The organism is Chitinophaga sp. 05T412 (assembly GCF_056396465.1).
Genome location: NZ_JBFTLN010000007.1, coordinates 319,065 through 331,769 on the forward strand (window position 1 = coordinate 319,065; position 12,705 = coordinate 331,769).

Consider the following 12,705-nt stretch of genomic DNA (forward strand, 5'->3'; position numbering starts at 1 on the left):
TTATTATCCCTCTCTGAACTGCGTGGGCGTAATCCCCGCCTGGGCTTTAAAGAAATTAGAAAAATACGCATGATCTACAAAGCCCAGTTCAAAGGCGATTTCTTTAATGGATAGCTCAGTGATTTGCAACAGCCGCTTGGCTTCCAGCAATACCCGCTGCTGAATCAGTTTAGTGGCGGACACCTGCAAATGATTTTTACAAAGAATATTTAAATAGTTGGCCGAGATATGTAGCTGCGCAGCATAGAACCCGACTAGCTTTTCCTGCTTGTAAAATTTATCAATCAACATATTAAATTTTGCAAGCCTGGGGTTCGACTGGAATACTTTCAGATCAGTAAAAATATTCTCGGCTTCCTTGCTGACAATAGCTGCAATCACAGCGGCTCTGGCGCTGATCACTTCCTGTACGGAATTTGGCGCACTCAGTTCATCCCTGATAGCATCAAATTCATATTTCAGCAATTGAAAATTTTCGTTGGTCAATGAGATCACCGGGTGATTCATATAATTCGAAAACGAATAACGAAAAAAAGACGCAAAGCGCTCGAAGAAATTTTGCTGTATCATCAGCTGATAACCGGTTGTATTGGGCTTAATACTCCAGGTATGTACCTGACCGGGAAATAATACATGTACTTGTTTATTACCGATGGGATAGTCGTGGAAGTCGATATTATGCACGCCTTTAGCGGATTCAAACAGGTTGATAATAAAAAAGTCGTGCTTATGCGGCTTCTCAATATGCCGTTCACCATGGAGTTCATTAAAGAGGAATTCCTCCCTGCCAGCCAGCTGACCTTTTCTGAATTCCTGTAGCCCCAGAACAGGGATATAGCCGGTGTCGTCATATATCATCATATCCGCGAATTAAGTTGCCCGTTGAACTTGTAAAATATGACAATTTACCGCAAAAAAAATGGATTGGCGGTGGGCCAATCCATTTTTTCAATAAGATCATGCGGTTACTTCTTAGGTTCCGCGTGTGTGGTTGGTGTATGGGCGGTTAGTTTTTTTACATGCTTCATATCAATGAAATTTTTAAGCACTACAAAGGTATCTGCCCCGTCTGACGAAGCTTTGCGTTTTTCATCCCAAAGCTTGTAACATTTATCACGGGGCAGATAACGGGCATTTATCAGAATACAATATTTCCTTGATGCACTAATGATTTTACCGGCGAAACCCTTGATACTACTTCCGCAGAGCAGGAGGCATCCATGAATACCAGGTTGGCTTCGTGGCCTGCTTTTGGCCACTGCTGATTACCTTTATCATCCAAAGGCAATACATACCGGGTGGCAAAACCCAATGTTCTGGACAGTGCCCATTCAGAGCTATAGCCGTACAGGCCTGCTATAAGTTTCGCTTTTTGCAACATGTGTCCCGGTCCGAAGGTGTTCCAGTGATCCTGGATATTATCGTTGCCGATCAGTACTTCTACTCCATGTTTTCTCAGCACCGGAATAGGCATGATGGTACCGCCGAAAGGCACAGACGATACAATACCAACGCCGGCTTCTGCCAGTCGCGCTGCGATGCGCTCTGTTTCTACGGCGGATAAATGTCCCAGTGCAAACGCATGGCTCACGAAGGTTTTACCACGAAGCACGGGATTTTCGTTGGCCTTGTTGATCAGGTATTCAATTGTTTTGATACCGGTTTCGCCTGCTTCGTGCAGGTGAATATCAATGCCTTTATTATGATCTATGGCGAGCTGCGTGGTGAGGTCCATTGTTTTTTCGATGCTGCCATCGATGGAATAAGGATCTACACCACCGATGAAATCGATGTTCATTTTCACGACTTCTTTCAGCAGCGGAGCGGTATTGGTATAAAACACGCCATGCTGCGGGAAAGCCACCAGCTCTGCTCCTGCTGTTTTCTCTTTATGCTTCAGCGCTATTTCCAGGTGCTTTAGGGAGTCAAAGCCAGAAGTTGGGTCTACATTGAAATGAGAACGAATAAAGTGGGTACCGTTCGACTGCAGAAATTCGATTAATTTCTCTGTGCGCGCTACGGAAGTTTCCAGCCATTGCGGGATCATCTTTTGCTCGTACGCAATCTGATCCTTTACGGTTCTTCTTTTTGCCGAAACCGCCTGCCAGGGCAAGCCATAAAGCATTTTATCCAAATGGGCGTGCATGTCCTTAAAGGCAGGCAACATCAGCCAGCCCTTCGCATCAATGGCTGTTTTGGAGGGATCATTGGGGGTAATGGCTTTAATTTTCCCCTCCGCTACTTCCACACAGAAAAGCGCGGTCTTCGTCTTCACTACTTCTTCTCCCTCATACTCGAATCCCGTTTCCAGCAATACATTTTTAAATGTATAGTGACTATCGTTTGCTATTTTATCCATTGGTTCCATTTTTTACTATAGCAAAGTAAGGTCTTAATCGCCCGGGAACTTTGTAGGATCTATGCAGATACTTGAAAGATTTATCACTACCTCCCAAAAAGTGATAAATCTTTCAAGCCATGTCATGAATCCTTCACAGAAAAAAAGCCGGCGAATATTAGCTTTGTAAAAAAATGACTGGGACGATGAGTAAAACGGAAATATCCCGCAAGGAATTTATAAGGATGTCCGGATTAGGACTGGCAGGCGTAGCCTTCGCCTCCGGCTTACTGGGATCTGCAACGGCATTTGCCGGCGAGGCGACTGGCAACGGCGGTAAAAGCTACCTGTTGAAAAACGTACGGCTGGAAACAGGATTTGTGTATGAAGAGGGAGAGGTAGTCCACACCAACACGGAGTTATTCTGCGTTGAAATCAAAGACGGAAAAATGAACAGCATTTCCGCCAATAAACCGAACGACTCCAAAGCTATTGATGCCAAAGGCTGGCTGATGTTACCGGCCTTCCGGGACATGCATATCCATCTCGATAAAACATTCTATGGCGGCCCATGGCAAGCTACCAGAAGAGGCCCCGGCGGGGTGAAAGGGATGATTGCCCTGGAACAGAAAATCCTCCCGGAAATGCTAAAAACCTCCACCTACCGCGCAGAAAAGCTGATGGAGCTGCTGCAGTCCAAAGGTACCAACTTCGCCAGAAGCCATGTAAATATTGAGCCTACGTCAAAACTGCAATCGCTTACCAACCTGTTAAAAGCACTGGATAATAAGAAGAACTCCTTTGGTGCAGAACTGGTAGCATTCCCGCAGCATGGCGTATTCTATACTGATTCCGTTCCTTATCTGAAAGAAGCTGCCAAAATGGACATTGACTTCATCGGTGGACTGGACCCTTTCACCATTGACGGCGCTATCGAAAAAACGATCGACTTCACCGTACAACTGGCACTGGACAATAAAAAAGGTATCGATATCCACCTGCATGAATCAGGAGAATCCGGACTCAAAACGGTAGAATATCTCATTAAAAAAGTAAACGAAAATCCGGCACTGAAAAATAAAACATTCCTGAGCCACTGCTTTGTGCTGGGAAGAATTGATAAAGTGAAACAGGAAGAAATTGCGGAACAACTAGGCGCTGCAGGCATCGGTATCGTTTCTACTATTCCGTTTGGCGGTCTCATTATGCCTATACCTACCCTCTACAAACACAACGTTACCGTTATGACCGGCAACGACAGTATCATAGACCACTGGAGTACTTTCGGATCAGGCAGCGTATTGGAAAAAGCCCATACCATGGCGCAGCTATACGGCTACTCTACAGAATTCAACCTGTCCAGAAGCCTGAAACTGGCTACCGGCAATGTGCTTCCACTGGACGACAAAGGCGTACAACAATGGCCTAAAGCCGGCGACGCAGCGGATGTGGTACTGGTAGATGCCAGCTGTTCTGCGGAAGCAGTATCCAGAATATCTCCGGTAAGATCGCTGATTAATAAAGGACAAATAGTGTATTAAAGATAGTGTGTTGGAACAGTGAGCGAAAGGCGGGGAAGTTATTTCCCCGCCTTTGATTTTATACATCTACAATTTCAATTTCAGTCCCCCATTTACCACGAAGCCATCCAATGGTGCATAAATATCCCTGAAAACAGGATGGGTAACGGTCCCTGTATRGATGCTGTCGAAGCGGGTTTGCCGGGTATCGAGGTAGTTCTCAAAATTCACGAACAGGGAAAATTTCTCCCATAGCTTCTCTGCCATAAATCCGCAAATCCAGTAAGGCTTGCCGGTGGTACCATCAGTAAGCGTCTGTTGACTATAGTAATAAGCTTCCAGCCCCAGTTTCCACTTTTCCTCTTTTTCATACATCAGCACATTATTCAGGCGGTGACGGGCGGTGAGCGGGTTTTCGCGGATAACACCCTGATCATTCAGGCGGGCATCTGTGAATGTATAGCCAACAAATAGTTTAAAATCGCCGTATCCGAATTTGACGTTTGTTTCCCAGCCTTTCGTATCCATAAACCCATCTGCATTTTCCAATCTGTATAGATTTCCCGGAGCACGCTGCAGTAATAAAGGATGATTAATGTGCGTATAGAAAAACAATTGATTAATGCTAAAACTCACTTTGTCATTGAACAGCGACGTTTTATAATTCAGATCAAAGTTAGCGCCATAGGATCGTTCCAGCTTATTCATGTCTGGATTAACCGGCAATACAGATTTGTATTGTATACGTTCTGTTTCCTCTGTGAATATAGTAGGTGTTTTATATCCAAGTCCGCCTCCTATACGGGAAGTCAGCTTGGGAGATATTTTAAACAGCGCAGATATACGTGGAAGCAGTACCAGGCCATAGTCGATTACATAATCACCGCGCAGGCCTGTTTCCAGCTGTATCTGGTCGCTGGCCTTCCAGGTATTTTGCACAAAAGCGCCTAACGTGTTTTGCTGATAGTCGCGCTTAGGCAGTGTATCCTTTTGTAACTCCTTAAAATGATCCGTATATACATTCACTCCGCCAATCCAGTCCATACGCTCCCGTTGCCGGTGCCAGGTAGCTTCTGTGTAAGTAGACCACTGCTGCCCGTCAAATACGTAGCCAGGAATAGCAATGGTCCGTTTGAAGCTGCTGATGGAATTTTTCACCGTTAAGCTGTTGCCTTCACTGAACGCGTGATTGAATGACAACTGTGTGGAGAAACGATTACTCTTATTTTGCTCATAATAGCTATGGGTGCTGTCGCCCCGGCCTTTGATATACAGCATATCGCCACCGGTTCTGTCTTCTGTAATGAAGTTAACACCCAGGTCCAGCTGCGTTTTCGGGCTGAAGTAAATAAACAGCTTTGGATTGAATACGTACCTTTCGAATTTGGGTATAGCGGAAAACCCCGTGTTGGAAGGGTCGTACGCCTTATTGCTGTTCCTGGAAGCAAAAACAGTGACGCCCACTTTGTTAAAGCGTTGTCCGTAAAATCCGTTCAGATCCAGTCCTCCGGCCGAGGTACCATTGATAAGAAACCGGAGCTCTTTTTCAGTTGTGGGTACTTTTGATACCAGGTTCACCAGGCCGGCGATGGCGCCGCCACCGTATAATGTGGAGGCAGCCCCTTTTATGACCTCTACCTGTTTCAGGTCCAGCGGAGGCGTTTGCAATAATCCTAAACCTCCGGAAAAGCCCGCGTACAGCGGGAAGCCATCTTTGAGTAGCTGCGTATACCGGCCGTCGAGGCCCTGGATACGGATACTGGAATTGGCAGAGGTAGCAGATACCTGCTGCGTTTGAATACCCGTACTTTCATTCAGCATCATGCGGATATCGCCGGGTTTCATGTTTCCTTTCTCTTCCAGTTCTTCTCCCGCTATAAATTCAACACGGGTAGGTATATCCCGGATGCTACGGTTACTGCGGGTAGAAGAGATCACTACTTCATCCATTTCTTCCCCGGCATGTTCAAGATACAGTGTAACTGTATCAACCGTCAAGGGGAACAAAAAAGTATCCGTCTTTTCCTGATATCCTACATAAGTACAGGTAATAGCATGCCGGCCATTGGGAATCCCTGTAATGGTGACGATGCCATTACCATCTGTTTTAGCGCCTTTCCCTGTACCGGTAAGTTGTACCGTGGCGCCTATCAATATTTCTTTGCTGTCTGCGTCTTTGATGACGGCAGTGAATTTGTTCTGTGCCAGACACACGTGAACAAAACACAGCATTACTATAGTGCTAAGTGTCTTTAACATGCTGCTTCTGATAAAATCCAATAAATGAGTTACGCTACGCGATCCGCGTAGTATCAACTGTGTGAGAATAATCAGCAGGAAAGCTGGGGAGGCTGCCAGATAACGGTGGAGAATTCAGGGAGAGCGGGTTCTCTGCGATCGTAGTATACGTTCCTTGCCAGCGGCATTGCTGTGGGCAAAGGTTTTGCAATTTCCGGTACTACTACCCCATGACAGGTATTACAGGAGAAAAATGGACTGCAGGGCAACTCCGGCTTGCGATGGTTTTCATGTTCCTGGTGTTGCGGCGCCCCTTGAACAAAGGCAGTTTCTTCTTCACAACAATAATCATCTCCACAGCATGGAACAGCCGAGAGCGTTAATATGTATATGGAGAATAGGAGTAGCCACCACTTCATGGGACAAATATAATGATGATCTGGTAGTATCGCAATAAAAATCCCCCCGGAGTAGCCACTGCTTTCCGGGGGATGGTATGTTGGCTAAAGCACCTTAAAACTTCAATGCCTGCATAAATTTCGCGAAGATGGTATTGTTATGATAAATGCCCATAAATGCCTCCGCTCCTGGTCCGTAGGCGAATACCGGTACCATTACGCCCGTATGATCATCCGTAGAAAATTTACCACTGATCTTGCCGGTAGTAAGATCTCCTTCGGAGATGGTAAGGCCACCCGTTTCATGATCTGCGGTCACGATAACGAGTGTTTCTCCGTCTTTATCTGCAAAATCCAGTGCGGCCTTAATGGCTTTATCAAAATCAATCACTTCTTCGGTAACATATTGCAAATCGTTCGCATGGCCACCGTCGTCGATTTTGGAACCTTCTACCAGGAGAAAAAAGCCTTTCTTATTTTGTTGCAATAGCTGTAAGGCTGTATTAGTGGTGCRTTCCAGCTGATTGCCTCTTTCGGCCACCCGCTCCTCTTTTACGAGGCCCACCAATTTCCCCTGTCTCACGGCAGTAATATCTTCCGTAGTATGCTTTACCTGATAACCCTTCTGCATAAATTCCGTTAGCAGATTACGGCCGTCTTTCCGTTGGTCGAAATGTTCACGGCCCGCGCCTATCAGCACATCTACGTCTGATTTTACATAATCGGCCGCAATCTCCGACTGCATTTCCCGGGATTTTTCATGGGTAGCAAAAGTAGCCGGAGTGGCGTCTGTGATGTCGGTGGTTACTACGATGCCGGTCGACAACCCATGCTGTTTGGCGATTTCCAGAATGGTAGGTTGCGGATGCCCCGCCGTATCTACGCCGATAGCGCCGTTATAAGTCTTCTGCCCGATCGCAAAAGCCGTGGCGCCTGCTGCCGACTCCGTCATGTAGTTATTGGCGGAGTTGGTCCGGGAAAAGCCGATGCATTTGAATCGTTCGAGGTTCAGAGAACCTTTATTAGCAGTTAGTCCCGCGTAAATCTGTGTAGTGCCCATGCCATCTCCCACCATAAAAATGATATTTTTAATTTTAGGGAAAGATGGCTTTGCCGGCTGTTCACATGACATTGCAAACATTGGCAGGATGAACGCGGCTACTATATGGTATCTTTTCATGTAGTGCTTTTATACTATAAAATACAACGGCTGTAATTAAAATCCAGGATTTTGTTTTAATACTCCCTGGCTCAGGTTAATCTGCGACTGCGGTATCGGAAATATTTCGTTCACCCCTTCTTTAAAAGACGCGCCCTTCTGGCTGTTGTATTTCTTCGCAAAATCGCTTAATACCTTCGCAGCGCGATTCGTACGTACCAGGTCAAAAAAGCGGAATACTTCTGTGGCATATTCTACCCGTTGTTCTTTCCAGATCGCCTGTCGCAGTGTTTCTTCACCGGTTGTGGCTACATCCGGCAGTATCGCGGTATTACCTTCCCGCGCACGGGCTCTCACCTGGTTCAGCGCCTGCAATGCTTCCTCGTGGTGGCCATTTTCATTCGCCGCCTCTGCATACCACAAGAGGATTTGTCCTAAGCGGAACACGATCTGATCTTTGCCGGAGCTTTTAGGCTGATCCGGCATTTCATTTTTCAGGATCAGGTATTTCGTACATAGGTAACCGGTAGCACTGGTACCGGTATTGCCGATAGTGCCATCTGGCAGGATATCGCCGGTTTTGTATACCGTGGCCTTTTTGCGGGGATCACCCGGTTCAAAGGCATCTACCAGGTCTTGCGTAGGATCATCATAGCCCCAGCCATAGGATAAAGGTCCGCGGGTTCTGCCATCGCCGTCGCCGGAGCCTTCTTCATCATAAAAGCGGGCGTCATACTGGAAGTTGATTTCGAAGATGGCTTCTACGCCGTACTCTCCATCAATCGTGAAGTTGTGATAATATACCGGGTCCAGGCTATACTGATGCGAATCGATGATCTTTTTCGTCCACGTTTCTGTTTCCGTGAATTTCCCCTGCATGAGGTATACACGTGCCAGCAAGGCCTGTGCAGCGCCTTTGGTAGCGCGGCCGTAGTCTGATTTGTCCTGCTCACTCTTCTGTGGCAATACAGGTTCTGCCTCCAGCAAATCGGCTTCTATTTGTTTATAGATGTCTGCTTTGCTGTTTCTGGGGATGTTGTAATCGGTCAGCATTTCCTTCAGCATCAAGGGTACGCCGCCGAAGATTTGCACGAGGTTGAAATAATAGTACGCGCGGAGAAATTTGCCTTCTGCCACATATACTTTCTTTGTTTCTTCGTTCATCCCGTTTACGTTAGGCGCTTTCTCCACCACGATGTTAGCCGCGTGGATACCCTGGTACAAAGTAGACCAGGCATTTTCGTAGAAAGGATTGGTAGCGTTGGCAGTAAAAAATTCTACCTGGATCATATCGGGGTTATCGCCGCCATTGGCCCTGCAGTCATCCGAACATACATCGCCAAATACCCATCTCACATAGCCGGGATAGTTAGTACGGTAGTTAGATTGTAGTGCTTTGTATGCCGCAATCAGCCCTTGCTTTGCCGTAGCAGGCGTGGTGAAGAATGTAGCAGTGGTTTGCTTGCCGTGCGGTTCTATCTCCAGTAACTTATTACATCCGCTAAAAACACCTGCTACAAGCAACAATATCGTTATGGTAATTCGCTTCATCATGAGATCAATATTTTCGGTATTAAAAGTTTACATTCAGACCAACGGAAAGTGTGCGTGGACGCGGATAATAAGCCCGGTCGATGCCCACATCGAGGGGATCGCCATCATTACCGTCGCGCATACCTACTTCCGGGTCAAAGCCCTGATATTTGGTGATGGTTAACAGGTTTTCTCCGCCTGCATATACCCTCACTTTAGCAATACCCCATTTCTTCAGCAGCGAAGCCGGCAAAGAGTAGCCCAGCTGCAGGCTGTTGAGGCGCAGGAAGCTGCCGTTCTGAATAAACCGGTCGGAAGGCCGCATGTTGTTATTGGGGTCCAGGAGGGTTACGCGCGGCTGTGTGTTGCCGGAACCTTCGCTGGTCCACGATTGCTCCTTATCCGGCGCAAAGTAGTTGGAGATGCCCGAGGCATTGGTGTAATGTTTCCAGCCAGTATAAATCTGGTTGCCACCACGACCGCTGACACTCAGATTCAGGTCAAAATTTTTGTACCAAAAAGAAGCGGAAAGTCCATAGTTACGCGTTGGCCATGGGCTACCAATATAGGTTTGGTCCTTGTCGTCAATTACATGATCGCCATTCAGATCTTTATAACGGATGTCGCCGGGAGCGGCGCCAGGTTGCTTTGCAGCGTTATCTATCTCCCGCTGATTCTGGAAAATACCATCGGTCACATAACCAAAGAAACCACCAATCGGATGACCCGCCATCGTTTTACTTACTCTTACCCCGCTGGTAATTTCACCGGCGTAGAAAGCAGCGCCCTCATTCATGAAGCTGGTTACTTCATTGCGGTTAATGGAATAGTTCAGAGAGATATCATATCCGAAATCCTTTTTACGATTGCTATGGAAGCCTACCGTAAATTCAAAACCTTTGTTCACCACATTACCACCATTCACATACGGCGCTTCAGATACGCCCACAGAAGCCAGGATAGGGAGTCGTACCAAAATACCAGAAGTTGCACGATGATAATAATCCGCACCCACGGTAATACGATTATCGAATAAGGTAGCATCCACGCCGAAATCCGTCTCCCTGGTAGCTTCCCATTTCAGGTTCATATTACCAATGCTGGAAGGCGTGGCGCCGAGCAGGACTTCCTGCTCTTTGCCGCGGCCAAATGGATATGGGATATTCACTTTAAGTGTAGACACGGTGGCGCTGGTAGACAAAGAGCTTTCATTTCCCAGCGAACCCCATCCGCCACGTAGTTTCAGGTCGTTGATAAATTTCATATCACGCAGGAACGGCTCATTAGATAAACGCCATCCGAGTGAGAAAGAAGGAAACGTTCCGAAGCGGTTGCTGGCGCCGAACTTGGAAGACCCATCCCGGCGAACATTCACCGTAGCGAGATAGGTGTTTCGGTAGTTATAGTTCACACGGCCAAAATAGGATAACATACCCCACTCATCGCCGCCACCGCCAACGTTCATGCCGGAGGAGGCAAGGTCCAGATACTGCAACGACTTCGTTAAACGGGCATCTGCCGGCAGGTTTTGTCCGTAGGCACGGATATACGAATCGTAGGAATGTTGTGCGGTCATACCCAGCAATCCATCGATGTGGTGCTTACCGAAGCTGCGGCTGTAGTTCAAGGTATTTTCCCAGGCCCAGTCGGTGCCATTAGACGCTTCTTCTTCCAGGCTGCTCACATCTTCTTTCTGTGAGTTGGAGACAAAATACACGGGGATATAAGAGCGTTGGCGGCCATTGCCTACATTGATATTGAACTGTGATTTAAAATTCAGTCCTGGTAAGAGATCCGCTTGTGCATACAGTGATCCCATCAGCAGCCATCTTTTATCGAGGTGCTGGATATTCTCTACCGCGGCAACAGGGTTATAGGTATTGGCGAAAGGAGATACGCCATAACTGCCATCCGGGTTCTTTACCGGCACGGTGGGCGACATCTGCATCGCCGTGCTGATGATGCCTCTGGAGTCGCTGTCGTAGTCCGAAACGCTGTTGCGGGTGGTGAATGCATAGTTCATGTTTTCACCGAATTTCAGCCAACGCTTCAGCTGATGTGTGCTATTAAGTGATACGCCTGTTTTCGTATAGTCGGTACCGATAACCGTTCCTTTTTGTTTCAGGTAACTGGCGCTCATACGATATACAGACCCTTCCTTTCCACCGGAAAAAGCCAACTCATACTTGCTCACCGGTGCAGAACGGAAAACCGCATCCTGCCAGTCGGTGCCCTTGCCATAACTTTCCGGCGCATTTTTAAACACCGGGTCCATGCCTGCTGATACCAGGGCGGCATTATAATATTTTACATAGGTAGCGGCATCTGTAAGCGGGAGCTTTTTGTATACCTGTTGTATACCGGTGAAAGTATGCAGATCAATTTTCATTGCGCCGGCGCTGCCTTTTTTAGTGGTGACCAGCACTACCCCGTTAGCCCCACGGGAGCCGTAGATAGCCGCTGCAGAAGCGCTCTTCAGGATTTCCACGGATTGAATATCTTCCGGATCAAGGTTATTGATATTGCCGAATGGATTACCATCTATGACATACAATGGATCGCTGTTGTTGATGGTACCTATGCCTCGGATACGGATCATCATGCCGGTGCCGGGTGCGCCGGAGTTGTTGGAAACGCTGAGTCCTGCTACCTTTCCTACCAGCGCCTGGTCGAGGCTACCTACAGATCTGTTATTAATTTGATCACCGGAGATGGAGCCTACTGATCCGGTGATATCTTTTTTATCCTGGGTACCGTAGCCAATCACCAGCACCTCATTCAGGGCGCTGGAAGCGGGTTTCATGACAACAGATAGCTCCTGTTCTTTGCCTTCTTCCACCTGTACTTTCTGGATTCGTTGCGGGGCAAAGGAAATGAAGCTGATCTCTAATGTATATGTGCCGGGAGGCGCTTCCAGGTGGAAGCTGCCATCTGCGCCGCTGACGGTGCTTTTATTCAGCTCCGGGATGCGGATGCTGGCGCCGGGAAGTACGTCGCCCTTTTCGTCGGTCACCTTCCCGGTGATCTTTCCCGGATTTATCTTTACCGGCTTCACTTCTTTCACAATCACCACTGTTTGCCGGATGATTTCATAGCGATAGCCGCTGTTCCGTAGTAACCGGTGCAGGATATCGCTGAGTGCTACGTTGTTGAAGCTGGATTCGGCGACGGTCTTTTCATTCAGTGCCGCCTTATCGAAAGCGAAAGACAATTTGCTGGCGGCTGATAATTCCGTGATGGCAGCGGCCAGTGTTTTGCCCTTCAACTGAATCTGCAGCCTGATATGGCTCAGATCCTGGGCAGTACCGGTAGCAGCATGCAAACAAAGTGTTCCGGCCACCACGATACCCAAAAGAAGTACAGAAACTCTCATAAGATGTTTAATGGACCCCGAAAGGTTTTTTTTCATAATTTCGAATCGTTTAAATGGTGATAAACTGTTTAAATACGCCGGTATTCACAGACCTTCCCGGGAACTGAATACCGCGCTAACTGAGGACGGAAGTTGTTTCCAGCAGC

The 12,705-nt window shown here is 47.4% G+C and carries 8 protein-coding genes; 1 reads left to right on the plus strand and 7 read right to left on the minus strand.

The features are described 5' to 3' along the window. Positions 1-3 precede the first annotated feature (3 nt). Together AC1DFM_RS17770 and AC1DFM_RS17775 are read right to left on the minus strand one after the other, a co-directional pair. A complete protein-coding gene (locus AC1DFM_RS17770) occupies positions 4-861 on the minus strand; it encodes an AraC family transcriptional regulator (protein WP_477078082.1) in 858 nt (285 codons plus the stop codon). Between the two features lie 277 nt (positions 862-1,138). Then, the gene (locus AC1DFM_RS17775; protein WP_477078083.1) at positions 1,139-2,359 is read right to left on the minus strand and encodes an amidohydrolase; all 1,221 of its coding nucleotides are present in this window, start codon (positions 2,357-2,359) and stop codon (positions 1,139-1,141) included. Between the two features lie 185 nt (positions 2,360-2,544). Here AC1DFM_RS17775 and AC1DFM_RS17780 point away from each other — a divergent pair, with 185 nt between their 5' ends. Further along, entirely contained in the window at positions 2,545-3,879 is a 1,335-nt protein-coding gene (locus AC1DFM_RS17780) for an amidohydrolase (protein ID WP_477078084.1), read from the plus strand. 66 nt (positions 3,880-3,945) lie between these two features. On the opposite strand, the gene AC1DFM_RS17785 is transcribed toward AC1DFM_RS17780, so the two are convergent. The 5 genes from AC1DFM_RS17785 to AC1DFM_RS17805 form a co-directional block, all read right to left on the minus strand. Next, a complete protein-coding gene (locus AC1DFM_RS17785) occupies positions 3,946-6,117 on the minus strand; it encodes a TonB-dependent receptor (protein WP_477078085.1) in 2,172 nt (723 codons plus the stop codon). A 71-nt stretch (positions 6,118-6,188) separates the two neighbouring features. Continuing rightward, complete coding sequence (locus tag AC1DFM_RS17790; protein WP_477078086.1) at positions 6,189-6,515, minus strand: hypothetical protein; 327 nt, start codon at positions 6,513-6,515, stop codon at positions 6,189-6,191. A 94-nt stretch (positions 6,516-6,609) separates the two neighbouring features. Next, complete coding sequence (locus AC1DFM_RS17795; protein WP_477078087.1) at positions 6,610-7,674, minus strand: alkaline phosphatase; 1,065 nt, start codon at positions 7,672-7,674, stop codon at positions 6,610-6,612. A 36-nt stretch (positions 7,675-7,710) separates the two neighbouring features. Continuing rightward, positions 7,711-9,207, minus strand: coding sequence for a RagB/SusD family nutrient uptake outer membrane protein (locus tag AC1DFM_RS17800; protein WP_477078088.1), 1,497 nt, complete (start codon positions 9,205-9,207; stop codon positions 7,711-7,713). Between the two features lie 19 nt (positions 9,208-9,226). Further along, on the minus strand, positions 9,227-12,559 hold the full coding sequence (locus tag AC1DFM_RS17805) for a TonB-dependent receptor (protein ID WP_477078089.1): 3,333 nt from the start codon (positions 12,557-12,559) through the stop codon (positions 9,227-9,229). Positions 12,560-12,705 lie beyond the last annotated feature (146 nt).